We start from the raw sequence: 23,051 nt of genomic DNA, 5'->3' as shown, positions 1-23,051 counted from the left end.
ACTCACAATGCAAATTAATCGCGGTCCTCGCGACCACCGATATGGGACGTACTGGAATCGTATCCCGGAGTGTATGCCAAGGCACGTCCCGGTAGCAGACCTGGGAGGCTTCTCCATACCCCGTAACGAGGGGGGAGTACCCTCTAGAGAGGAGTTCCCCTATCCAGTAGTCCCGGTCACCGACCAATACCAGTTACATCTGTTTCCGGCACCTGACCATATCCGGCCGATGCTGGTTCGGCTCACCGATGGCGAAGTGCTCACCGATGGTCACGAACCGTACGGATTCTGGTTGACCGTCGATGGGATTGCCGAAGCTCGAGAGACACTCATCGCACAGGCAGAGAACTATACGAACCAGACGGCACCTCGAGAGCTCGGAACCGCCCTCCAAGACGCACTCGTCACGGATGAACTGCTACACGACATCTTCTCAAAGCAACTTACTGAGAAGCTCCGTCCACCGACCGTTCGTTGGCTTCGTGACCGTACCAAGTCTGTAAGCGCAGACACTGTCGAATACACCGGTGGAGCGTACGTCAAAACGGAGTGGACCATCGAGTTAGAGCCTGAATCAAACAGAGAAGAGCGATCCCCACGGACACTTGAGTTCCACACCGATGACCTCATTCAGCAGGATTCGCAACGGTTCACGGTTGATTACCGGCAGCTCTTCCGCCAGCAAATTCGATGCTCGAACACCTGGTGGACGGATCTCAGCAGATACTGGATCTCCTCGGCAACGGTCGAAGATATTGTAGACGACGATTATCCCACAGAAGACGAATCTACATTCTCGCTCCGCCAATCGGGGAAGGCGAAGTACCACCTCGTACAGAATGAAACTGGGACGACCGTCTGTGGTCATGAAGCCCGTTCAGGCGACACCCGGGAATTTTCCCCAGATACGCTCCCGATGCCAGCGGCACTCTGCAATCATTGTTCTAGAGAAGTCAAACGACACCTGATTCCCAGAGAATAGTGTCGATTCGGGCTGATCGCTGATCGTGAGAGCTGAACACGATAGAATCAGGCGATCCGCAACACCTATTTAAACCAGACAGAAGCGGTACAGCACCAGAATATTATGACGTTCCAGCGTGGTATCTTCGTATGAGCATCCCCGATCTCACCCCGATACGAGAGTCTCTTGATGCCAGAATCGAGGAGCTGGAAGAGGAGCAAAAACGACAGGAAGAGCGGCACGAAGGAGATGGAAGCACACCGGCGGTCTGGGACAAGGTAGAACCGAAAATTCGGAGGGATGTCGTGGAGGACTGCCAAGAGGATCTTGATGGCGTGGACGAACAAGACGAACTTCTCCGAATATTGGCAGAATGGCGCCGTAACGAAAATCGAGAGTGGGAATTCAACAGGAACAGTTCCAAGGTAGAGAACGAACGAAACAACATCAAGACGGCTGAAATTCGGATCTGGAAGGAGAAGCTCATAGAACTAATTCCCGAATCCGAATTCAAGACCTGCGGCCGCTGTGAGTCACTTCAATTGCCAAAAAGCGACCGGCGCAAGAGTCGAGGGTACGTATGGGAATGTCCTGACTGCTTCTAGTCTGGGCCCACGAACATCTATTATACTGACGACAAGAGAGGGGAGTATGGGCGCATCTGATTGGGCTGGCAGGATGTGTATGCGACTAGAAGAGGAGTTTAACATAAGCGAGGACCGGGCCCTCCGTATCACGACACTCGTTCGACTACTCCGAGGAGAAGGATATGAGGATGTCTTTGGCGAGTACGGAAGCGAGCGACACCAGAAACTCCAAGAGCAGCTGATCGACGAACTCGATAAGTCACTCCTCGAGCAGTCCGGCAATACGATCGAAGAACGCTGGAATAACCTGATGGATGAGCTGGACTGTCAAAGTCGCGCAGACAACGGAGTATACCTCATCCCCTGGAGTGAACACGAAGCCGACGACTGGCAAAATCCCGGTGTGACAAGTTCCCGCCCGTGACCTGATTCCGGAAATCCCGGAAACCTTGAGTTTCCACGAACAGGAATCGCGTTACTGCGCGAGGATTTAGTTAGGTTCGAGGGAGCTAAATGGGGTGTTTCCGGAAGCAACCCGGTCACGTTTTTAGTACTAGCCAGAAAACCAGTCTATCAAGCAACGATGATCCGCGATGCTCGCGTTCTCCGCGCCGGGTTCGTCCCTCGGGAAGTTGAGCATCGCGACGCCGAAGTCAACCACCTTTCCAGCGTTCTCGAGCCCATCACGAACGGAGAACCCGCCGACACCGCTATCGTCACCGGACCCAGCGGAACGGGGAAGACGTGCATCTCGAAGTTCGTCACGGAACGACTTCGAGAAGAGGTCCTCGACGTCGAGGCCATCTACGTCAACTGCTGGCGTAACTACACCCGATTTCGGACGCTCTACCAGATCCTCGACGACCTCGGCGCGACCATCGATATCCACCGGCAGTCGACGCCCCACGACGAACTCGTCGATCGCCTCCAGCAGCATGACGGCCCGCGAACCGTCGTCATCCTCGACGAGGTCGACCAGCTCGAAGACCCCAGCGTCATCTACGACCTCCACAGCCTCCCGCAGTTCGCGATCATCTGCATCGCGAACAAGGAAGAGGAGCTGTTCAGCCGCGTCGACGACCGCCTCGTGAGCCGACTGCGCTCCAGCGAGCACGTCCGGATGGACAAGTACCACGACGAGCAGCTGTACGACATTCTGAGTTCGCGGGCGAAGTGGGGGCTCGACGAGGACGTCATCACCGACGACCAGCTCTACCGGATCGCCGACGCGGCCGCCGGCGACGCCCGCCTCGCAATCGGCATCCTCCGAACGGCCGCCGGCAAGGCCGATCGCGAGAACCACGAGCGCATCACCGACGATATTCTCCTGGACGCCGCCGAGGATGCTCGGGCCCAGATCAAGCAGAAGAGCCTCGACTCGCTCACGCCGCACCAGCGCGTTGTCTACGACATCGTTCGCGAGCACGGCCCGGTCGGGCCGAGCGAGATTCACGAGCGCTATTCCGAGGACGTCGATGATCCGCGGACGAAGCGGACAATCCGCACGTACCTCTCGAAAATGGAGCAGTACAACCTCCTCGAGGCGGAAGGGACGAGTCGGGACCGAGAGTACTCGCTCGTCGATTCGGCGGCGGCGTCGCCGATGCAGTAACGGTGACACCGTCAGCTATCAGGAACTGAACTCGCCGAGGCCCGATTGCTCGTGGTCCAGTGGCTCGATGACCTGGGGATCGTCGTTGCCGGGGTTGTTGACTCGCGTCGAAATCTCGTAGGCGTCCAGATCGTCCTTCGGGTACGGCTGGCACAGTTCCTTGCGGGTGTCCGGGTCTGCGGCGAGCCAGTCGGACTCAGCGTCCTTTGGGAGGACGACCGGCATCCGGTCGTGGATTGAGTTCATCAGGTCGTTCGGCTCCGTCGTGAGAATCGTGACGCACGAGATCCTCTCGTCATCACCCTCCCAGACGTCCCAGAGCCCGGCCATCGCGAACGCGGAGTCGTCCTCGCGAAAAATCCGGTAGGGCTGTTTCGACCCGCCGTTCGGCGATTTCCACTCGTAGAACCCTGACGAGGGGACGAGGCAGGGACGTGATTCCCACGCCCGCTCGAAGACGCGTTTCTCGTCGGCAGTCTCGGAGCGAGCGTTGATGATACCCTCCTCGGGCTCATCCGCCCAGAACGGAATCAGTCCCCAGTGGTAGGCGTCGATCTCGTCTGGAGCCTCGTTCGTGACGATGTGGAGGTCGTCGCCAGGCGCGATGTTGTATCGGGGTGTATAGCCTCCGTCCGCGACGACCTCGGCATCGAAGCGGGCCTCGAGGTCTGCTTGGTCGATGAAGAGCGAGTTTCGGCCACACATACCGAGGAGTTCGGAGGGAAGCATCTTCAACGTGGTCGCACAGAAATCACGTCGTCGCAACAAACCTCATATAGTTCCAATTGATGATGAGGGCTGTTCAGTTGAGCTGAATTTTGTGAACAAGCTTCTAATCACCAGGGAAAGAACAGGAGTCACATAGATGGTGTCTCTAGAAACCGTTCTCACCATCGGCGGGATATTAGCTACACTCTCGATAGCAGGCGCAACCTACTGGACTTTGAGAAAGGATATCCGGACCAGGGTTAGGATACGGCACACGAACGACATTCGTGAACAAGTTCTGGAACCTTGGCTCAATAACCTGCCATCTTACAGGGCCTCCTCACCGCTTGGTGCCGACGGAGGTACCGAATCACTTGTTGCTGAGCTCGCAGGTTATGGTTTCAGGCCCTACCCAGATGAAGTCTCGACTACGTTGAAGGATCATTTTTTGGAACATCATTTAGATGAGCAAGCACCGCACGATCTAAATCAGCTACTTGAAAACATAGGCGAGAAGATCCAAGAAATCCGTTCGGAGAAAAGGGCCTACGTAGACGAGGTCAAGGGGTCTCCTGAGATGGAGAAAATGCTTTCAGACATATCTCGGAACTGGGCTGAAGTCGATCCTCAACAGCTCACAATCTGGCTGCGAGAGGTTTTCGTAGCCGAATACACAGGTGGAGACTTCCAAGGCGAAATATTGTGGATGGACCCCGAAATAGCAGAGAATGGCCTGAGAGTCGTAGAGCGCGACGGCGAATATCACTATTACACCCTCACGGAGAAAAAGCGAGAGAGGACTCAGGTAACGAATGCACCGATTATAACGTCAGACACCAGAGTCCCCAATTTCCAAGTCGAAAAGCTTCTACACGAATACAAGAAGCACGCGGAGTACGACTTTGGGGCAGGGAATCGAAACGAGCATATCCGGAAAGCAGGGGAGGCAATGAGCGAACTAATCTCAACCCAGTACCAATCACTAAGGGAAACACTGGAATACTACGGAGCCATGCCCATTCTCCCCAACGACTGCTATCACTCGAAATGAATCACCGATCATGGACCCGAATAAGTACCAAAAAAGAGCCTCTCTCAATACCCACTACAACTGAGTATTCGTCAGCAGGTACTATGGATATCCTGGAAACGTTCTTGGAAACAATCGATTGACCCGGGAAACTCGACGGCTGAGTCAGGGTCAGTATCTGTCTCGTGCCTTCCCTGAAACGCGGAAGCGACACGCTGCGGCTTATCGGGAATGTGGACCTCTATTCGAGTATGGGAGAACACTCAACGTCGAACCGATTGGCGGTGGACCAGCCGACACGGGGCGCCGACCGCAATCGGTCCCTCGCTGACCAGGCCGATCCGGCTACAGACGAGATGTTGTTGCCGTCACTCGGCGACGGCATCACGCTGCTCGACGTCGAGGGAGGCCGCGGCGTCCCAATCCTGCAGTCGCTCGTACTCGACCATCTCCTCCTGCACGACGGACCCGCCTTCTGGGTCGACGCAAATGGTCACGCGACGACGACGACACTTGCTCAGATCGCGCCCAGTCAACGGTTGCTCAACCGAATCCACGTGGCACGCGGATTTACCGCCTACCAGCACTACGGCGCCGTCTGTGATCTCCCGACGGCAGTGAACAAGTCGATCCAGATGTTCACCACTGACGCCGGGGCGGCCGGTCGAGGGGAACCGAGTCGTGACGAGGACACGTCGCCCCACACGCCCGCCCTCATCGTCGCGCCGGCCGTCGACGCCCAGTACCGCGCCGACGATACCCTCGGCGAAACCCACGCGGGAACCCTTCAGGCTCGAACTCTCGCCCGTTTGGCGACCTACGCCGATGGGTACGACATCCCGGTGCTCGTTACGCGAAACGAACGAAACGAATTCACCGGGCCAGTCGCGACGGTCGCCGACCATCACCTCGAGTGTGAGCAAACCCGGATGGGGCCACGGGTCGTCGGCGAAGACTTCGAGACGCTCATCTATCCCGTCGACGACGGCGCGTACTACCAGACGACGTTCGCGTACTGGCGGCAGCTGCTCGCGGCACGCGCCACGCAGGTCGGCGTGGAACCGATGACGCCGGCGCCGTCGACGCCGACCTCGGAGGGCGTCGGAACGGGCGTCACCGCTGACGGTGAGACGGTGGCGGCCACTGCGGACCCCTTGCTCGATGCGTGGACCGCGACCGGGACAGGAGGCCGATAGCGATGGGGCGCACAAACCCGACGTACCGGGATGCGCTCCGGGCCATCGAAGAGCGGTGGGCGGAGTTCCGCCGGGCACTGCGGCGTCGCGACCAGCCGCGCTTCGACCGGCTGTTCAAGTACGCCCGCGAACACGCCGACGCGAGCGGGCTGTTGAACCACCAGAACCCGCTGCTGCCGGCGCTGCTCAGCATCGATCTCGAACAGGAGGGGCGCCTCGACGATCACGAAGAGCGCCTCGAGGAACTCGAAGCCGTGGTCGCAACAAGCGATGACCAGGAGAGTGCCCCACCGGACGGGAACCCGTGACGATGCCGTTCAGTATCGACTTTCTGGACGACGGCCGCGTCCTGGAGTGGGAGGCAACCGCCGACGGCGCCGTCGCGACGGAGCGCCAAGACTACACTCCACGCTTCTACGTCGCCGCTCGCGACCCAGAGACCGACCTCGACCTCACGACGCTCCAGTCGGTGTACGACCAGCACCCGGACGTCGTCGCGACCGAGATGGTTGCGCGACGCCCCGGCTTTCGACGAGACGAGGAGGCCGTTCTCGCAGTCGACGTTGCCCACATCGATCACGTCACTCCACTCGCCCGGCAGGCGCGTCAGCTGTCGGCCCATCCAGTCGGGGATCTCGTCTGTTTCAACGTGGACTTTTCGCGAGAGTTTCGGTACTGTCTGGAGACCGGCGCCGATCCGACGCCGGCGAGCGAGCTGTCGACGCTCCGGCTCAGTATTCCGGTGACCGAAACGAGCAACGACGTCTATGGGGAGCTGTCCGTCGCCGGCGACGCCGTCACCGGCTCGCCGACGGATATTCTGACCGCCGTCCAAGGGGCACTCGAAGCGCACGATCCGGATGTCCTGGTCTGCTCAACCAGCGAGATCGTCCCAACCCTGTACGAGATGGCGATGGACGCCGGCGTCGACGACTTCTCGCTGAGTCGGTGGCCGGGCGTCGACTACCAGCAGCTCGCGAGCCGGTCGACGTACTCGAGCTACGGCCGCGTCGGCCACTCGCCGGCGCGGTACAACGTGCCCGGCCGGGCGATTATCGACGAGTCGAACACGTTCTTCTACGGGGAGACGAACCTCGAGGGCGTCCTCGACCTGGTGTCGCGCTCGAAAAAGCCCGTCCAGGAGCTCGCGTGGGCGTCGATCGGGAACGTGCTCACGGCGATCCAGATCTGCGAGGCCCACGACCGCGGTGTCCTCGTGCCATGGAACTCCTGGCGCCACGAGTTCTACAAGCCGATGGGGACGCTCCACGACGCCGACCGCGGCGGCTTCATCTTCGCGCCCGAGGTCGGCCTCCACGAGAACGTCCACGAACTCGACTTCTCCTCGTTGTATCCGAACATCATCTGTACCCGGAACGTCTCGCCGGACGTCATCCGGTGTAGCTGCCACAGCGACCGCGACGACGTCCCCGGCCTCGGGTACTCGATCTGCGACGACCGGGGCTACCTCGTCGACGTGCTACAGCCGATCATCGACGCTCGCGACGAGATCAAGGCGGCCATCCGTCGCGAGAAGGAACGGGACGACCCCGACGAGGACCGCCTGGCTGAACTCGAGGGGCGGTCGGGAGCGCTGAAGTGGATTCTCGTCGCCTGCTTCGGCTATCAAGGGTTCAGCAACGCGAAGTTCGGTCGCATCGAGTGCCACGAGGCAATCAACGCGTTCGCTCGCGAGATTCTCCTGATGGCGAAACAACGACTGGAAGCCGGCGGCTGGCGCGTCGTCCACGGTATCGTCGACTCGATCTGGGTAACCCCAGACCCCAACGTCGACGACGATGACCGCGAGGACCTCGAGACGCTCGCAACGGAGATCACGGAACGCGTCGAGATTCGGCTCGAACACGAAGCTCAGTACGACTGGGTGGCGTTCGTGCCGCAGCGCGAGAGCGACGCGGGCGCGTTGACGAAGTACTTTGGGAAGGTCGCCGGCGACGACGATTTTAAGATCAGAGGGATCGAAGCCCGGCAGCGCTCAACCCCGCCGTTCATCGAGGCCGTCCAGCGGGACTGTCTCGACCGGCTCGATGCCACGCAGTCACCGGACGCTGTGCTCGGGCGTCTCGAACGAGCAATCGACGAACTGCAGGCGGGCAACTTAGCAGTGGAGCGACTCGTCGAGCGGAATCGTGTCTCCAAGCCGCTGGAAGGCTACTCACAGAATACTCAGAACGTAGCCGCCTTGAAGCGAGCCCGCGAGCAGGACCTGGCAGTCCACCCGGGGCAGGATATCGAGTACGTGGTCGTCGACGACGAGAAATCCTCACGAGAGCGTGTCGCCCTCGCCCACGAAGCGATCAAGACCTACGACGCCTCGTACTACGAGACGCAGCTGGTCAGAGCTGTCGAGAGTGTGCTTTCACCGCTCGGGTGGGACCGAACCGATATTCGTCGAGAGCTCTCCGGTGAGAGGGACGCTGTTTTGAGCTCATTCGGGACTACCAACGAACTGTCGTAGTGGTCCCCACCCCTGGTTTCCGTCGTTTCGATCCAACCCCACGTTTCCGACGTAATTTTCGACCCCCCTCGTTTCCGTCGTTTCCTCACGCCACACCCCAGATTTCCGTCGTCCGTACCCACTCTGTAGTAGGAGGTTTCTACTCGCGAGTCCAGTCCTGCATCCGGCTGTCTTCGAGGATCGTTTCGCGGACGACCTGGGGGTCCTCGATGAGTCGGTTCTGGAGGTGGATGCCGCCGGCACTCCCCTTGTTAATCTTCTCGATTTCGACAACTCCGAGGAAGGCTTGCTCTTTCAGGATGTCGCGGAACCGGCGGACGGAGAGGATGTCCATATCGAGATGGTTGCAGATCCGTTCGTACTGGTCGTACACCCGACTCGTGAGGAAAGCATCGTCGTTGCTGTTGACACTCAGTTCCGTGAGCGCCAGCAACGCCGCCTTCGCCTGCGTGGGTGCGCCGTTCACGAGTTCTCTGAACCGATCCTTTTCGGCGTGTTGCTGTGCCTGGCGGACGTGGTCCTCCGTCACTTGCTCTGCCCCGGCCTCGTAGCCGACCTCCCCGGCGTGGCGAAGAATATCGATCGCCTTCCGAGCATCGCCGTGTTCCTGCGCGGCGAAGGCAGCCGAGAGCGGAATCACGTCCTCGGAAAGGACGTCGTCCTGGAAGGCGTCCTCGCGGTTGAACATGATCTCCCGGAGCTGGTTGGCGTCGTATGGCTTGAAGAACAGCTCCTTGTGCTGGAAGCTGCTTTTCACGCGCTCGTTCACGTTGTCGACGTACTGGATCTTGTTGCTGATCGCGATGACACCGACGCTACAGTCGATTTTCCCCGCCTCCTCAGCGCGCGAGAGCTTCATCAGCACGCTGTCGTCGTTCATCAAGTCGATCTCATCCAGGATGATGATCACAGAATCGAATTGAGCGTCGAGCGTCTTCCAGAGGAGTTTGTAGTATTTCGACGTACTGAGGCCGGTATGGGGGACGGTGATTCCAGTCGAAGGTTCATCGTTCAGCTTCGCGGCAAGTGAGGAGATTGCTTGGGTCTCGGTATTGTCTTCAGCACAGTCGATATACGCTGTTCCAATCTCGACGTCATCCTGAGCGGCATTTTGAGCTCGTTGACAGACGTGTTTTGAAACGAGAGATTTACCGGTCCCAGTTTTCCCGTAGATCATCACGTTTTCCGGAGAGTACCCGTGGACAGCACCATTGAGACGTTTCGCGAGCTTCGAGATTTCCTCGTCGCGACCGACGATTCGGTCAGCCTCCGGAACGTGGCCGATTTTCAGGAGATCCTTGTTCGCGAAGATACGATGCCCCGATTCAAAGAGTGGGTCGTCGACAGAACTGGGTGAAGAGTCGGGCGTCATTGAATATCACACGGTGTGAGCGGGGGGAGTATAAATCTAGTGGAGGACACCACCCTACGTTTCCGACGTTCCTTGTCCGATATCAGCAGGAAAATGCCCTAATTCGGTGGAATTGGATTGCTGACAATATAGCCGCGTTTCCGACGTGAGGTAGGAAACCCGAAGACGGAAGCGTCGCCTCGATCTCGAATTCCGAACACACACACCCTACGTTTCCGTCGTAATCACTGAACAGGTGGGGAGGGACTTCGAAGAAGACGTCCACGACGAGATACCCAAGACAAAAGCGGCCTAGCCGTCCATAGCTAGCCGTCTATAGAAATGGCTGGAAAGGGTTGTTTCATCTGAGAGGGCGAAGTACTTCGCCCCTCCTTGGCAGAAGTACACTTAATGAACGTTTCTCAGCTATACTACTTTAATCTATGTGTTGCAGAAGTTAGTTCATCTCTAGGTTGCTTCTAGGCCAACATGATTAGCAGCTGCATAGTACTAATCGTAGCCTCTCCCTACTCCGTCGTGGAGAAACGACGGAAACGCGGGGGGTGTGATCCCTTCGAAATCAGCTTCACCCCCTCCACCGACATCCAGTTACGACGGAAACGTGGGGTGGGTGTCCTCCCTCTTCGAGTTTTACTCGTCCGGGTTGACCGGACCCATTCACACTGAGGGATGTTGGGCAAACCGATCCCATTCACACTCTGGGGGGTGCCGTCTGCTTCGTCTCTAATGGTACTGAAAAGAACATCAGGCTACAGTTCCATCTAGTCTACTCGTCGGGATTCACCGGCCCTTTGTACTTCGACGTCACCGAATCTCCTTCCCGCCACTGCCAGTAGTAGTAGCGGTTGTCGTTGATTTCTTTGATCGTGATCGTCGCCTTCGCCGGCACGTCGTCCGGAAGGTCATCGGGGCGCTCCTCGACGTCGGCGTCGTCCGCTTCCTCCTCAAGACGAGCTTCACGCTCCTTGTGTTCGGCCAACGCCTCGGCGTAGCTGGCAGCGTCCCGAAGATGCTCCGGTGTGGCTTCGCTGAGGGCGTCGACGATCTCCGTCGGGAGGTTTGCCGGTGGGGACGGTGGTTCGTAGGACATCGACTCTCTCCGTGTTAACCAACACGAACTCTCTATCCATAGTTTTGTTGGTTAAGACGATGGAGCAAGCTCTTGTTCCTCTCTGTCTGCAACACTACTCGAAACTTCTTTATATAGTAGTTTCGTACAATGTTACACCGTGCTCCGGCGTATCGAACTCGAGGTACTCGCCACGGTCGACCGCGGCGACACGATCTCCGAGCTCGCGACGAAGCTCGACCACAGCGAGAGTTACCTCTCTCGTGCCGTCGGCGACCTCGTCGAAAAGGGACTCGTCTACACGGAACGCGACGGGCGGCGAAAACGAGTCGTCCCGTCGGATGCTCGCGCCGTCGAACTCTATCGGGACCTTGTCCGCCAGCACTCCCACATCGAGTTCCCAGAGCTGCTGACCGGGAAGGCACTCGAGGTGCTGTACTACCTCGACCAGCCGCGAACCGTCTCCGAGATCGCCGACCGGAGCGACAACTACCGTAACACGGTCAACCGCGTCCTCAAGCGGTTTCGTGACCGTGGTCTCGTCGGGACGGCCGACGGCCGCAATGACTTCAACGCCGATTTCGACCGCCTCCACGAGTTCGCACGTGAACTCGCACACCATCTGCATCGCCAACGCCTCGAAGCCGTCGCCCCAAAGGGGACGATTCTCTGGGAGGATTACGACGAATTCCTCACACAGACCGAGAGGGAGATCGACGCGGAGGCGTTCCACGAAACCGGCCTCGCTCGGTTCGCGGCCTTCGACCTCCAGTTCCTACTTACCGGCCACCGCTACTACGTCTACTCCGAGGAACTCGACGCAGTCTCGCCGGCGGAGCTCTGCTGTCACGCCCTCTTGATCGACGACGGCAGCCGCCACCGCTCGTACTGTCTCCTCCTGCTCAGCCACGTCGACGTCGACGAGGAGGATCTCCGAGAGCAGGCGGTGAAGTATGGCCTCGAAGACGAAATCGACGCCTTGCTGCTCTACCTCGAGACGCACGGCGAGGTTGATGACGAGCGGCTCCCGGAGTGGGACGAGTTCCAGGAGCTGGCGGCTGATTACGAGGTGCCACTATCACCATGAGACCAACATTCGGACGCGAATACATCGAGAACGAATTCCAGCGAATCGGGGACGGGCTGTCTGAACCGCTCACGGTCTACCTGATCGGTGGTGGCGCGATGTCGCTGCGCGACCTCAAGGGGGCGACGAAAGATATCGACCTGGTCGTCCCGGATGGCGACGCGTACGGCCAGCTGTGGGCTGTCCTGATGGACCTCGGGTATGCCGAGGTACAGTCGCTGGACGCCGATTATCGGGCGCTGGGTGCGACCAGCTGCGTCGAGAATGACGATGGCTGCCGCCTCGACATCTTCAACCAGCAGGTCGCGAACAAGCTCGTGCTGACCGAGGGGATGCGCGACCGAAGCGAGCCGTTCCTCGCGACCGACCGATTGACGGTCCGGCTGGTCAGCAACGAGGATATCTTCCTGTTCAAACTGATTGCGGGCCGTGACGACGACATCGAGGACATGAATATGCTCGTGCAGGCTGGCCTCAACTACGACGTCGTCCGAGATGAACTCGAAGCCCAGATCGATCGGCTCGGCGACGACCAGTTCGCCACCTTTGCGAATGAAGCCCTGGTCGAGCTTGAGGAGCGGTACGGGGTGACCACACCGATCGAGGACCGCATCCAAGAGCTGACGAACCGATACTACCGCGGGCTCGAAGTCCTCCAGGCACTCGACGAACCGATGACCGTCAACGAACTGGTCGCCGAATTGGAGTTGGATACCGACGAGGTTGACGACCGGATCGCGTATCTCTCAACGTTCGACCGGGTCCACAGGGATGGCGACACAGTCCGTCCCGTGGAGTAGTCCGGTCGCCACCCTACGGTGAGGGAAGTCGCCCATCTGGTCGGGGAACACGTCCCTGTTTGATTTCGTGATCCACGCGACGCAGATGCTTGCAGCCACCTTCGGGTGAGCGCTGCTGCCAGTCGGGACAGGTACACGACTCGTCGATGACGTCGACTTCGTACCTGTTTCCGGACGCGGACTGCACCTCGTAGCGGCCACCTTTCGAGAGGAGCGAGACGTCCATCGCTTCGCTGACGGCGCGCTGGGTACGTGGTTCGAGGTCGTCCTGTAGCTGTGGGTCATCGTCGACGACCAGCCGGTCGCGGACGTCGCCGGTTCGGCCACCGTCCGGGGCGACGGCTTCCGTAGGGCCAGCGAGTCGCTCGTGGAGCAGCTCCTCGACCGGATGGCTTTCCGGCCAGAGGTAGTGGACTTCGCGACGCTCGCGATGGTCGTAGGATCCACACGCGGCCGCGCTGCCGGTCCAGACTCGCCAGGCACCGAGCGCGGCCATCACGTCGACGATGGTCCGTGGAACTGTCTCGTGGTCGTCCGGGAAGAACACCCGGAAGCGGGTACACGCTTCTTGCGGCGGGATGGTCTCCCACCAGTCTTCGCTGGAGCCCCAACTGTCGAACATTGCTTCGTCCGTCCCGTAGCCGACAGTCAGGCCATCGATCTGCGGCACGGTTCTTGGTGTCGCATCAGGCTCGCCTTCGAGTACCCGGAGGATGGCGTACCGAAGATACTCGTGTGCAGGGTGGTCTGTCGGCCGGGCGATTTGGTCGTGCTGTTCTGCAACTCGTTCCGCCTCCTCGAGGATGACGGTCAGATACTGGTCAATCATGGTTTAGTGGAGACGGGAATGCGCCTCCGCCCCTCGGCGGGCGATGATAAACTTAACCAACAAATAGAGCGGATTACACCCGATTGTTGGTTAAGTTTGAATGAACGCTGATTCAGTCTTCGACAATCTTCCCGATGATTTCCTGAGCCGTCGAACTGATCCGACCGAGACGATCCTGAATCACGTCCGGCTCATCGCCCTGCCACGCGGCCACGTAGAACGCGGATCCGCTCGTATCCAGATCGAAATACCGCCCGACGATGTACGCGACGGCTTCCGCTTCGACCTCGCGTTTCGCCCGTTCAGCCTCGTCGGTGACGTCTGCGTGGAGGAGTGCGTGGGCGTACTCGTGGATGAGTGTCACGGCGAGATCAGCCTGATTCGTGCGGGCTTTCGCCTCGACGACTGGTTGGAGATCACGCGTACTCCGGTATTTGCAGACGCCCTTTGCGTCGCCATGCTCCCACTCGGCAGCGTCGACGATACGGACCGTCACGCCGATATCAGCGGCTGCGTCCGTGAGTGTAGGCACGAGATCGTCGGCGTCCCCAGTTGCCTCGGTTTCCAGTTCGGGGATCGGCTCACCTTCGGTCTGGGACACGTCGAAGACAGACGTGGGTTTGAAGCCGACAAGCCCTTTCGACCACTCGTCCGGCGACGTTTCGTCGTATTCACAGTCACTTTGCTCGTGGTAGCTAGGCGAGTTCTCGCATTCAGGACACTGCTTGGTGATGATCGGGGCCCAAATCCAGATGGCTGACTCGCCTTCCTGGACGTGCCGGTCGAACTCATTCCGCCAGGTGTTGTACCCCGCGACCTTCGTCGCCTCGGGACACTGAAGATTGATGAGGAGGGTGTTTCGGTGGGAGTAGTCGTGGAACCGACTCTGGACGTCGAGCCACTCCTGGAATTCATCGCTGGCCTGCGCATCGTCGACGTGGTCGACGAGGTCGTCGATCCACGCTTCGATGGTACTGTGCATCTCGTCGTGTCGCGTGTCGGTCTCCTTGAACGAGACCGATGAGTCACTGGTCGTAGCCATGTTTTCAGTAAATCGCGTTCACGGCGACTGCGTCAGTTCAGATCGCGCCGCACCCCTTCGGGGCGCATAAAAAACTCGCGGCGGCGGTCACCGGAGGACGGCCTTCTCGTCAGCGAAGCCGACCGCCACGAGGTACTCGAGGAACTCATCGAACTGTTCAACGTCGCTGGGCGTGTCGGTCGCGAGGTGTCGCGCCCACTCGATAGCCCACCGGAACGCAGGGTCGGTACCGCCCGTTCCGTGGATGTACCACCAACGAGCAGCCTTCAACACGACGAGCGGATTCGTCGGTGGCTGTTCGCTTGCAAGCCTACGAGTGATCGACCGGATCTCCTCAGGAACTTCGGCGGAATCGACCTTCCCTGATTGCGTGTTTGCAATATCGATTGGAATGTCGTCGATCGAGATGTTGTTGGCACTCTGTTGTTGACTCACGAAGTTCACCTGTGTGTGAAGGCTCTCCATCGAGCCTTCGCCCTCTCCGGGCGCGAAAAAACTGCTCGTGGCGTCACGCGGGCGGGAGGTACACGCTCTGCTCGCCGGCGAACTCCTCGAGATTGTTCCGATGACGATGCGCGAAGTAGCAATCATAGCTGCAGTAGCCACAGATCTCGCCCGTATCGTACTCAGCGATGTAGGGGCTGCGCCGGGTCATCCAGACGTTTGCGCCACATTCAGTACAGGTAGCACTGTCGAGATCGCTTGGTGACGGTCCCTCGTACTCGATGTGAATGCCGTTCTCCTGCGGCGTCGACTCAGGCCAGACGCCGTGTGCCTTCCAGAACCCCCGAATACGACCGAGGCTGTGCCGGACAGTCTTGCGAACTGTAACATGGTCAGCGTCGCGACCGCTGTCGTCCCAGCCATCAGCTGTCCAGAACTCCCCGAACTGCGCCCCGCGATGCAGGCCGTTCCAATCGAGGCCGACGATGTCGGCGGGTGGTTCGTCCGTGAGCGTCGGTCGAGTCAGTTGCCGGATGACGTCAAGTTGTTTGGGTGGGCTTCCACCGAGGATGTGGACGCGCTGGCCACGCCAGTCAGTCGGTTCGGAGAATTCGTGGGCCAATCGGTCGGCGTACCCGCGCGAATAGCCGAGGATGAGGTCGTCGGGAATCGTGTGAATCACCTCTCGACACTTGGGAACGATAACGAGTTCTGCATCGGGATAGCTCGCCTGGATCTCGCGAGCAGCGGCTACGTACTCATCGACCTCGTCGGGTTCGTATGCATCCCCGATCACACCAACTCGGGGCTCGTGTTCGAAAAATCGGGAGACGTACCGGTCAAGATCGGGATTTCGAAAATCATTATCGAGCATCCCGACGGGGATGTCCAAGTGCTGAAACTGGGTCTGCTGATAGCCACAGTCTTCCCGAAAGCCAGGAAGAAAGTCGAACTTCAAGGCGTCCAACGCGAACGGAACTCGGTGCAGGAACGCCACGACGTCGGCTTGTCTGGCAGCGGCAATCTCTCGCGCAGTGCTGCTGCTAGTGCTGATATCAAGTGACATGAGTAGGGCCTGGCGCGGCCACATCTGGCCGCCCGCACCCTCTCAGGGGGCGAAAAACCGCTCTGAAGGCTGCTATTAACCAACGGCGGCAGACGAGACGATGATTGTGTTGGTTAACGTGGGCGCTTACTCCTGGTCTTCTTGTAACTCAGTTACCTTCCACGACGAGAACTCGTTTCTCGGCCCCCTTTCTAACTGTATTATACCGATATCATTGTTACCGTAATGGTCTTGCCGCCGGAGCGTGTAGCACCTAGATATGGAGCGAAAAACGATTGCGGTCACCGGGATGTCCTGCAACGGCTGTGAGCAGAACGTCGAGAACGCGCTCAAAACGATCGAGGGTGTCACTCGCGTCGAGGCCGACCACAAGGGAGATTCTGTGGAGATCGTCGTCGACGAGAACACCGCAGACGACGACCTCAATACAGCGATTCGAGACGCTGGCTACGACGTCACGGCCTAGACGGTTGCCTCATCCTCCTGTCCGATTGCTGTGTTTTCCCCATCAACGGTGAAGTCGGTGTTGACGCCCTCGCCGGCGAGCAGTTGGCCACCGAAACTGTTGGCGAGGACGGCCGTTACTGACAGTACCATCGCGATCATCGCGAACACCGGATGGATCAGTCCGGTCGTCGCGGCGGCGACGCCGACCCCGTTGAACGTGAACGCCGCTAGCAGGTTCTGACGCGTCTTCCGGTAGCTTTCCGTCCCGATTTCGTAGGCATCCATCACGCCGCCGAGGCGGTCGCCCATCAGGACAATGTCCGCGCTCTCGATGGCGATGTCGGTGCCTGCACCGATGGCGATCCCAATATCGGCTTGCGTGAGGGCAGGCGCATCGTTGATCCCGTCACCGACCATCGCTACACGATGCCCTTCGTGTTGGAGACGGCCGATCTCGTCACGCTTCTCGTTCGGCAGGACGTCGGCCATTACCTGGTCGATACCTACCTCAGCCGCGACCGCCTCGGCGGTGCGCTCGTTGTCTCCGGTGATCATTACCGGGGTAATCCCTGCGTCGGTCATCCGCTCGATTGTCGCTGCGGCGTCGGCCTTGATCTCGTCACCGATTCCGACGAGGCCGACGAGAGTACCATTACGAGCGATGCCCGATACAGTGAGGCCCCGATGCTGGAGGCGCTCAATCTCGTCGGTGGCCGCTGAGAGGTCGATGCCCTCTGTCGTAAGCCAGTCTGGTTTGCCGACCCGCACATCATCCCCGTCGACTGTCGCCGTCACACCCTTGCCGGTCACCGACTCGAACGATTTGGGATCTGCGTACTCGACGCCGCGTTCGTCGGCGTACTCGAGGATGGCGTCGGCGAGGGGATGTTCGCTGAACGCCTCCGCGCCTGCCGCCGTCGCGACCACCTCACTTTCGTCACTCTCGAGTGCCACGACCTCGGAGACTGCGGGCGTCCCAACCGTGATGGTCCCCGTCTTGTCGAGGACGACGTGGTCGACGTCCGGGAAAATCTGGAAGGCGTCGCTACTACGCATCAGGATGCCCCGGTTCGCGGCCTTGCCGCCGCCGCGAATCAGGGCCAGCGGTGTCGCCATGCCGAGCGCACACGGATACCCGAGGACGAGCACCGCGAGCGCGGCGAAGGCTCCGGTCTGTACCTGTGGGCCCGTGCCGAGGATCGTGCCGGGAACCACTGCCGGCACGAGAATCCAGAACAGGAACGAGAGGACGGCGATCGTCAGCACGCCGGGAACGAAGTACTTGAGAACGCGGTCGGCGAGCTGGATAATGCCGGGCTTCATCGCGCGCGCTTGCTCGATTTCGCGGGCCACCTGATTCAGGAACGCATCCTCGCCGGTGGCGGTTACTTCCACCAGGAGCGTCCCGGTCTCGTTGATGCTCCCACCGATCACCTCATCGCCCGACTGTTTCTCCTCGGGGATGGACTCGCCAGTCGCGACCGACTCGTCGACCGTCGACTCTCCGTCGACGACCGCGCCGTCGATGGGGATTGTCTCGCCGGGTTTAACGCGCACATGGGCACCGACTTCGAGGTCGTCGATAGCGAGTTCTTCGACAGCACCGTCGTCGGTGACGCGACGGGCGGTGTCCGGCCGAAGGTCGAGGAGGCTCTGTACTGCCTGGGATGCCCGCGTTCGGACGAGGAGACTGGTGTATTCTGAGAGGATGTGATAGGTGGTGATGAAGACGGAGACGGCGAAGAAGTGGACAGTCGGGAACCCGGGGAAGACGAACAGACCGAGAAAGCCCCCAAAGAGGCCCGCGAACGCGCCGGCCTCCAGCAGGACGTGCTGGTTGAAGATGCGCCTTCGAAGGCTGTTGTACGCCTTCTCGAGGATGTAGCGGCCAGGGCCGAACATCGTGCCGAGTGCGAGGCCGAGGGTAACGAGATTCATCGCGAGCGATGTCGATTCGAACCGCCCCATCACGAAGATCATCCACAGCATCAATCCGGCAGTACCGATGGATGCACCGCCGGCGAGCAGGAGTCGACGTTTCCCGTTGGTGAGCTCTGCCTGCTGTTCCTCGAACCGTTTTTCTTTGTCCGGGTCGCGGATCGTGTACCCGAGGTCGCGAAGCGTATCCTTGAGTTCGACCTCGCTCAGCGTCTCGTTGTCGTAGCGGACGAGTACCTCTTCGTGGGCGAGGCTCACGTCGACGTCTTCGACGCCGTCGGTCCGGTTGTATGCCTTCTTGATACTCTCGGCGCAGAACGAGCAGGACATCCCCCCGACGTTGAATTGGTTCTGTGTCGTTCCCATCGTGGTAGTAGCTTGCTGCGCGACGCTAAAAACCATTACGACAAATATTATAGCGGTTTTCAATTCATTATATCACTGCTGGCTGAGTGGCGATACTCTTACTGTCGTCGTGCGTCTATACACTCCTAAGAAAATGGCTCTACTCGAATCTGACGTGCCGATTCGCGAGGTTGTGACGACAGATCCGGAGAAGGCGAAAGCACTGGAGAACGACGTACGAGCGAAGATCATCGATATGCTCGCTGAAAAGGAGATGACCATCGAGGAGATTCACGACGAGCTAGACCATCGCGGCGAGGAGAAGGCCGAGACGACGGTGCGCCATCACGTAAACGTCCTGAAGGACGCGGGGATGGTCGAAATAGCGCGACTGGAGGAAGCTGGCGGTGGCACGCAGAAATACTACAAATCGAACACCCGCATTTTCTCCTACGACCTTCCAGAGGACGCTGAGGAGACGCTCGCTGGGGCGCAAGAAACGGCGACAGCGGAGCTAACGAACCTCGTAGAGATGCTCTATGAGGAACACGGCGACGACATCGAAGCGGTTGCACGGGAGATGAAGCCGTGCGAGTACTGTGCAACACAGCACTACGAGGAGTTCGTCATCCGGGAATTGCTGAACCGCGCGCTCATCGACCTAACAGAGGGTGAGACGCTGGAGGCGCTACGTCCTGACTTAGAACAAGCCGACGATGAATCCGAGTCCCATGATGACGAGGACGGTCGCTGAGAATAGCGGAAGGTACGGTGTGTACTTTTCGACCGTTTCCTCATACTCCTGGTAGCCAGCGATGAGCAGCATCGTCAACCCGACGATCCCGACGATGACCGTCAGCGCATACGCAGTCATCAATTGCAGACAGTACGTTGAGCCAGCGCAGAGTCCGATAATTTCGAACTCCTCCTCGTGAGCGAACCCGAGTACGAACGCGAACCAGGCAATTCCGAACAGTCCCCGGTCGGCGTCATCAGCTGGCTTCGCCCCGTGCTCGTGAGAATGTCCTCCGATTCCTCCAAGCCGAGCTTTCACCCGTGCAACGAATCCATCCGAAGTGTGTTCCTGCACCGGAGACGTGGCGTGGTCGTGCTGGGCCGACTGGCCCTCTGCATGCTCATCGTGCTCGTGATCGTGGTCATGCTCGTGATTATGAGAGTGGCCGTGCGTGTACTCTCGAATTCCGAGACCGATGAGTAAGATACCCGCGACGATGCTCACCGGGCCGCCAATGGCGATGCCGCCGAGGATCGAGATCGGCTCGTTCACCTGAGTCAGCTGGAAGTACGATTTCGCGTAGAAGAACACGCCGACCATTGCCAGACTGCTGATAAGGTGTCCGATACCGATGAGGGAGCTGGCGGCGAGTCCGTAGAGCCACTTATTGGATTGATCGAGCGCATAGCTCGCAGCGACCGGCCATCCGTGTCCGGGTTCGATGCCGTGCACGAATCCAAGCGCAATCGCGCCGACCAACAGTGGAAACGCCTCGCCCTGTAGCATTCACCAGTCCATATATCGTCGCGCTGTATAGCGATTGTTAAGACTGAAACGGGAATTCCGTAATAATCGAGGGCTCAAGACGCCGGGGGACCAACTGGGGAGTATGCGAACGAGTTTGAACGTGTCTGAGGACATTCTCGATGAGTTCGACGAGACGTGGCAGGCTGAGGGGTTGGACTCTCGCTCGCGGGCAATTCGTGAAGCAATGCAGGAGTATATTGAGGGCCATTCACAGCTCGAAGAGGTATCCGGTGACGTGGTCGCTGTCTTGGCCTTTGATTATCAGCATCACGAGGTGATTCATGACCTTCATTCTGCCCAGCACCAGTTCCAGGACGTGATCGAGACAATGAGCCATACCCACCAAGGCGACTGGTGTTTGGAGACGGTCTTCTGTCACGGCGATGCTGCGCGGATACGAGAACTTGTGTATCGGCTCCGCGATTTCGATGGGGTCGGTCGGGTGAAAACGATGTTACTCCGATCAGCCACATAACCTTCTTGCGTACCGAAGTACTCCCGGATAGGTCGATCTAGATTGTCACGAGGGTTTATGAACGCCACCGGCAGCGGAATTGATGCTCTCTGGGAGTGTCGGGTGGATGTGCATCGTGTTCGCAATCTGTTCGGCCGTCGCGCCGAGTTCGATTGCGAGGACGAGTTCGTGGACGATCTCGGCGCCCTGTTCGCCGACGATGTGCGCGCCGAGGAGTTCGTCCGTCTCGGCGTCCGTGACGAGTTTGATGAAGCCAGCGGTTTCGCCGAGCGCCTTCGGCTTGGCCTGCTCAGCGAGGGTCTGTCGACCGACTCCGACCTCATAGCCGGCGTCACGGGCCTCCTCCTCTGTCAGTCCGACGTGGCCAACCTGTGGGTCGGTGAACACCGCCCACGGGACGGTTCGGCCCTCGGTGCTGACCTCTTCGTTTTTCGCGAGGTGGCGATACAGCAGGTCTGCGTCGTCGCGTGCGGAGTGAGTGAACATCGGTGGCCCACTGACATCGCCGATGGCATAGACGCCGTCAGCAGTCGTTCCGAAGCTGTCGTCAGTCTCGACGAACCCGTGCTCGTCGGTTTTAGCACCTGCCTCGTCGAGACCGATTCCATCGGTGTTCGGTCGGCGTCCCGCGGCGAGCAGGACGTCCGAGGCGGTCGTCTCGACGGTTCCGTCTGGTCCGTCGGCCTCGACAAGGATGTCGTCTCCGTCCGATGTGAGAGCCGTCACAGCTGTATTAGTGTGAACGTCGATGCCCTCGTCCGTGAACACATCCTCGATCACGTCACTGACCGCCGGTTCCTCTCGCGGGAGCACCCGATCACCACGCTGAAAGACGGTCACGTCCGCACCAAACCGGCTGTACATCTGTGCGTATTCGGTGCCGACGTACCCCCCGCCAATCACCACCAGCGAATCCGGCACCTCGTCGAGAAATAGCAGCGATGTACTATCTTGGACCTCAACCTCGTCGAGGCCATCGATCGGCGGTTTTGCTGGACGGGCTCCCGTGTTGATGACGATCCGGTCGGCAGAGAGTGTCCGGTCACCGACGCGGAGCTCGTGGGCTGACTCGAAGACGCCGTGGTCTTCGACGAGCGTGAGATTCTCGTTGTCCTCGACGTTGTTGTAGGCTCCCTCGCGAATGCTCTCGACGACGTCGTCCTTCCGCTGGACGATGGCGTCCATGTCGGCCTTGATGGTACCGTCGATGTCGATGCCGAACTCCTCGCTACGGTGGGCGAGGTTCGCCACTTCGGCGCTCCGGATCATCGTCTTGGTCGGAATACAGCCGCGGTTGAGGCACGTCCCGCCGAGCAGGTCCTCCTCAACGAGTGCGGTCTCCATGCCTGAGTAGGCAGATTTCATTGCGACTGGGAGGCCGGCCATACCGCCGCCGAGAACGATAAGATCGTACTCGTCCGGCATCAGACTAGTTCCTCCTGTGCTTCAGTGATCGCCGCTCGCACGTTCCCGAGACAGCAACCTCCAAGTGGACTCTTCCATCGACAGGCACACTCCTCGGCCTGGACGCGTTCAGTGATCCAGTCGTCGATGTTCGTTTCGCCGTTCTCCGCGATGTCCTCTTGGATGTGTTCCTTGTTGTATCCAAAGCAGTAACACAGCGGGTATGGCTCGGCGTCACCATCCAACTTGAAATTCGGTTGTTCGCGAATCACGTCAATCTCGAACTGCTGATCGAGTTCGTCGGCGAAGTAGACGACTGGACAGTCCTGAGTTTTGCAGATTCGGTACTGAACGTCGTCCTCTATATCTTGATTCCCGAACGGTTCGACCATGTTACGAACTGTTTCGGTCTTTATTTGCCCGGCAGCGTTCCCACAGTCGGGGCAGGGTTCAGTCGTCGCTGGCATAATTCGTCCTCTAATGGTACAACGACAATTAGAATAAAAGTGGTGCCGGAATTCGAGCCACCAGTGGAAGCCGGTCGACTAAGCCCTATTAGTATAAAATACTCACGTAGAACTTAGAGATTTTCGGAATAAGGGGTGATAACGCAT

The 23,051-nt window shown here is 59.2% G+C and carries 24 protein-coding genes; 13 read left to right on the top strand and 11 right to left on the bottom strand.

Translation table 11 applies throughout. The features are described 5' to 3' along the window. The first annotated feature begins 73 nt into the window (after nucleotides 1–73). The 4 genes from LT970_RS14535 to LT970_RS14520 all read left to right on the top strand — a co-directional run bounded on the left by LT970_RS14535 (nucleotide 74) and on the right by LT970_RS14520 (nucleotide 3,163). Entirely contained in the window at nucleotides 74–982 is a 909-nt protein-coding gene (locus LT970_RS14535) for a hypothetical protein (RefSeq protein ID WP_232688936.1), read from the top strand. A 131-nt stretch (nucleotides 983–1,113) separates the two neighbouring features. Continuing rightward, nucleotides 1,114–1,569: a hypothetical protein gene (locus tag LT970_RS14530; protein ID WP_232688935.1), complete on the top strand. Its 456-nt coding sequence runs from the start codon at nucleotides 1,114–1,116 to the stop codon at nucleotides 1,567–1,569. Nucleotides 1,570–1,615: 46 nt separating this feature from the next. After that, nucleotides 1,616–1,975 carry a hypothetical protein gene (locus tag LT970_RS14525; RefSeq protein ID WP_232688934.1) on the top strand — a complete coding sequence of 120 codons (360 nt, stop codon included), beginning with the start codon at nucleotides 1,616–1,618 and terminating at the stop codon, nucleotides 1,973–1,975. Between the two features lie 159 nt (nucleotides 1,976–2,134). Continuing rightward, a complete protein-coding gene (locus LT970_RS14520; protein WP_232688933.1) occupies nucleotides 2,135–3,163 on the top strand; it encodes a Cdc6/Cdc18 family protein in 1,029 nt (342 codons plus the stop codon). Between the two features lie 18 nt (nucleotides 3,164–3,181). On the opposite strand, the gene LT970_RS14515 is transcribed toward LT970_RS14520, so the two are convergent. After that, on the bottom strand, nucleotides 3,182–3,868 hold the full coding sequence (locus tag LT970_RS14515; protein ID WP_232688932.1) for an SOS response-associated peptidase: 687 nt from the start codon (nucleotides 3,866–3,868) through the stop codon (nucleotides 3,182–3,184). Between the two features lie 160 nt (nucleotides 3,869–4,028). Here LT970_RS14515 and LT970_RS14510 point away from each other — a divergent pair, with 160 nt between their 5' ends. The 4 genes from LT970_RS14510 to LT970_RS14495 all read left to right on the top strand — a co-directional run bounded on the left by LT970_RS14510 (nucleotide 4,029) and on the right by LT970_RS14495 (nucleotide 8,576). Beyond that, nucleotides 4,029–4,922, top strand: a complete 894-nt coding sequence (locus LT970_RS14510) for a hypothetical protein (RefSeq protein WP_232688931.1) — start codon at nucleotides 4,029–4,031, stop codon at nucleotides 4,920–4,922. A gap of 230 nt (nucleotides 4,923–5,152) precedes the next feature. Further along, nucleotides 5,153–6,097 carry a hypothetical protein gene (locus LT970_RS14505; RefSeq protein WP_232688930.1) on the top strand — a complete coding sequence of 315 codons (945 nt, stop codon included), beginning with the start codon at nucleotides 5,153–5,155 and terminating at the stop codon, nucleotides 6,095–6,097. 2 nt (nucleotides 6,098–6,099) lie between these two features. Beyond that, nucleotides 6,100–6,405 (top strand): DUF8156 family protein, encoded by a 306-nt coding sequence (locus LT970_RS14500; protein ID WP_232688929.1) that lies wholly within the window; start codon nucleotides 6,100–6,102, stop codon nucleotides 6,403–6,405. Nucleotides 6,406–6,407: 2 nt separating this feature from the next. After that, nucleotides 6,408–8,576 carry a type B DNA-directed DNA polymerase gene (locus tag LT970_RS14495; protein ID WP_232688928.1) on the top strand — a complete coding sequence of 723 codons (2,169 nt, stop codon included), beginning with the start codon at nucleotides 6,408–6,410 and terminating at the stop codon, nucleotides 8,574–8,576. Between the two features lie 139 nt (nucleotides 8,577–8,715). Here LT970_RS14495 and orc4 read toward each other — a convergent pair whose 3' ends face one another. Together orc4 and LT970_RS14485 are read right to left on the bottom strand one after the other, a co-directional pair. Next, nucleotides 8,716–9,948 (bottom strand): DNA replication protein Orc4, encoded by a 1,233-nt coding sequence (orc4, locus tag LT970_RS14490; RefSeq protein ID WP_232688927.1) that lies wholly within the window; start codon nucleotides 9,946–9,948, stop codon nucleotides 8,716–8,718. Nucleotides 9,949–10,714: 766 nt separating this feature from the next. After that, nucleotides 10,715–11,038, bottom strand: coding sequence for a DUF6788 family protein (locus LT970_RS14485; protein ID WP_232688926.1), 324 nt, complete (start codon nucleotides 11,036–11,038; stop codon nucleotides 10,715–10,717). Between the two features lie 139 nt (nucleotides 11,039–11,177). Here LT970_RS14485 and LT970_RS14480 point away from each other — a divergent pair, with 139 nt between their 5' ends. Then, on the top strand, nucleotides 11,178–12,104 hold the full coding sequence (locus tag LT970_RS14480) for a helix-turn-helix transcriptional regulator (protein WP_232688925.1): 927 nt from the start codon (nucleotides 11,178–11,180) through the stop codon (nucleotides 12,102–12,104). Continuing rightward, a complete protein-coding gene (locus LT970_RS14475) occupies nucleotides 12,101–12,904 on the top strand; it encodes a DUF6036 family nucleotidyltransferase (protein WP_232688924.1) in 804 nt (267 codons plus the stop codon). Before LT970_RS14480 ends, LT970_RS14475 begins: the two co-directional genes overlap by 4 nt. A 13-nt stretch (nucleotides 12,905–12,917) precedes the next feature. On the opposite strand, the gene LT970_RS14470 is transcribed toward LT970_RS14475, so the two are convergent. The 4 genes from LT970_RS14470 to LT970_RS14455 form a co-directional block, all read right to left on the bottom strand. Continuing rightward, on the bottom strand, nucleotides 12,918–13,733 hold the full coding sequence (locus LT970_RS14470; protein WP_232688923.1) for a hypothetical protein: 816 nt from the start codon (nucleotides 13,731–13,733) through the stop codon (nucleotides 12,918–12,920). A 112-nt stretch (nucleotides 13,734–13,845) separates the two neighbouring features. Further along, nucleotides 13,846–14,775 (bottom strand): ArdC-like ssDNA-binding domain-containing protein, encoded by a 930-nt coding sequence (locus tag LT970_RS14465; RefSeq protein ID WP_232688922.1) that lies wholly within the window; start codon nucleotides 14,773–14,775, stop codon nucleotides 13,846–13,848. Nucleotides 14,776–14,862: 87 nt separating this feature from the next. Further along, nucleotides 14,863–15,210 (bottom strand): DUF8013 domain-containing protein, encoded by a 348-nt coding sequence (locus tag LT970_RS14460; RefSeq protein WP_232689000.1) that lies wholly within the window; start codon nucleotides 15,208–15,210, stop codon nucleotides 14,863–14,865. Between the two features lie 73 nt (nucleotides 15,211–15,283). Further along, nucleotides 15,284–16,285 (bottom strand): DUF6610 family protein, encoded by a 1,002-nt coding sequence (locus LT970_RS14455; protein WP_232688921.1) that lies wholly within the window; start codon nucleotides 16,283–16,285, stop codon nucleotides 15,284–15,286. A 259-nt stretch (nucleotides 16,286–16,544) separates the two neighbouring features. Here LT970_RS14455 and LT970_RS14450 point away from each other — a divergent pair, with 259 nt between their 5' ends. Further along, nucleotides 16,545–16,751: a heavy-metal-associated domain-containing protein gene (locus LT970_RS14450; RefSeq protein WP_232688920.1), complete on the top strand. Its 207-nt coding sequence runs from the start codon at nucleotides 16,545–16,547 to the stop codon at nucleotides 16,749–16,751. Here LT970_RS14450 and LT970_RS14445 read toward each other — a convergent pair. Continuing rightward, entirely contained in the window at nucleotides 16,748–19,036 is a 2,289-nt protein-coding gene (locus tag LT970_RS14445; RefSeq protein WP_232688919.1) for a heavy metal translocating P-type ATPase, read from the bottom strand. The two genes, LT970_RS14450 and LT970_RS14445, sit on opposite strands and share 4 nt — an antisense overlap. Nucleotides 19,037–19,169: 133 nt before the next feature. Here LT970_RS14445 and LT970_RS14440 point away from each other — a divergent pair, with 133 nt between their 5' ends. Beyond that, entirely contained in the window at nucleotides 19,170–19,769 is a 600-nt protein-coding gene (locus LT970_RS14440; protein ID WP_232688918.1) for an ArsR/SmtB family transcription factor, read from the top strand. On the opposite strand, the gene LT970_RS14435 is transcribed toward LT970_RS14440, so the two are convergent. Continuing rightward, nucleotides 19,716–20,537: a hypothetical protein gene (locus LT970_RS14435; protein WP_232688917.1), complete on the bottom strand. Its 822-nt coding sequence runs from the start codon at nucleotides 20,535–20,537 to the stop codon at nucleotides 19,716–19,718. The genes LT970_RS14440 and LT970_RS14435 overlap by 54 nt on opposite strands. A gap of 103 nt (nucleotides 20,538–20,640) precedes the next feature. Between LT970_RS14435 and LT970_RS14430 the strand changes: the two genes are divergently transcribed. After that, entirely contained in the window at nucleotides 20,641–21,033 is a 393-nt protein-coding gene (locus LT970_RS14430; RefSeq protein WP_232688916.1) for a CopG family ribbon-helix-helix protein, read from the top strand. A 45-nt stretch (nucleotides 21,034–21,078) separates the two neighbouring features. Here the strand turns inward: LT970_RS14430 and lpdA are convergent, their stop codons facing one another. Together lpdA and LT970_RS14420 are read right to left on the bottom strand one after the other, a co-directional pair. Beyond that, nucleotides 21,079–22,458, bottom strand: a complete 1,380-nt coding sequence (gene lpdA, locus LT970_RS14425) for a dihydrolipoyl dehydrogenase (RefSeq protein WP_232688915.1) — start codon at nucleotides 22,456–22,458, stop codon at nucleotides 21,079–21,081. Continuing rightward, on the bottom strand, nucleotides 22,458–22,904 hold the full coding sequence (locus LT970_RS14420; protein ID WP_253521723.1) for a putative iron-sulfur cluster-binding metallochaperone: 447 nt from the start codon (nucleotides 22,902–22,904) through the stop codon (nucleotides 22,458–22,460). Before LT970_RS14420 ends, lpdA begins: the two co-directional genes overlap by 1 nt. Nucleotides 22,905–23,051: the final 147 nt, after the last annotated feature.

This window comes from Halobacterium zhouii (assembly GCF_021249405.1).
Classification (GTDB): domain Archaea; phylum Halobacteriota; class Halobacteria; order Halobacteriales; family Halobacteriaceae; genus Halobacterium; species Halobacterium zhouii.
The sequence above is the reverse complement of the archived record's forward strand: the minus strand, read 5'-3'. Positions and strand labels throughout refer to the sequence as shown.